Origin of the sequence: Bacillus sp. EKM206B (assembly GCF_011066015.1) — a bacterium.
Lineage (GTDB): Bacteria > Bacillota > Bacilli > Bacillales > Bacillaceae > Bacillus > Bacillus velezensis.
The window spans coordinates 1-239 of the sequence record NZ_JAAMNL010000051.1 but is presented as its reverse complement, the minus strand read 5'-3'; the positions used below and the strand labels follow the sequence as shown (position 1 = coordinate 239).

1 protein-coding gene is annotated in these 239 nt (G+C 59.4%); it reads left to right on the top strand.

Annotated elements, in window-relative coordinates; translation table 11 throughout:
• The coding region (locus G9F50_RS20375) for an AMP-binding protein (protein ID WP_165417797.1) at positions 1 to 239 on the top strand (239 nt) is incomplete at both ends.

The window sequence follows — 239 nt, the reverse complement described above, 5'->3', positions numbered from 1 at the left end:
GCGATTGCCAATACGAGAGTTTATATTCTCGGCGACGGCGATCAGGTGCAGCCGGAAGGCATTGCCGGTGAATTGTGCGTGGCAGGCCGCGGACTTGCACGCGGATACCTGAACCGTGAAGAAGAAACGGCGAAGCGGTTTACCGCAGATCCGTTCGTGCCGGGCGAGCGCATGTACCGGACCGGCGACCTCGTCAAATGGAACGCGCAGTGCGGCATCGAATACATCGGCCGTATTGA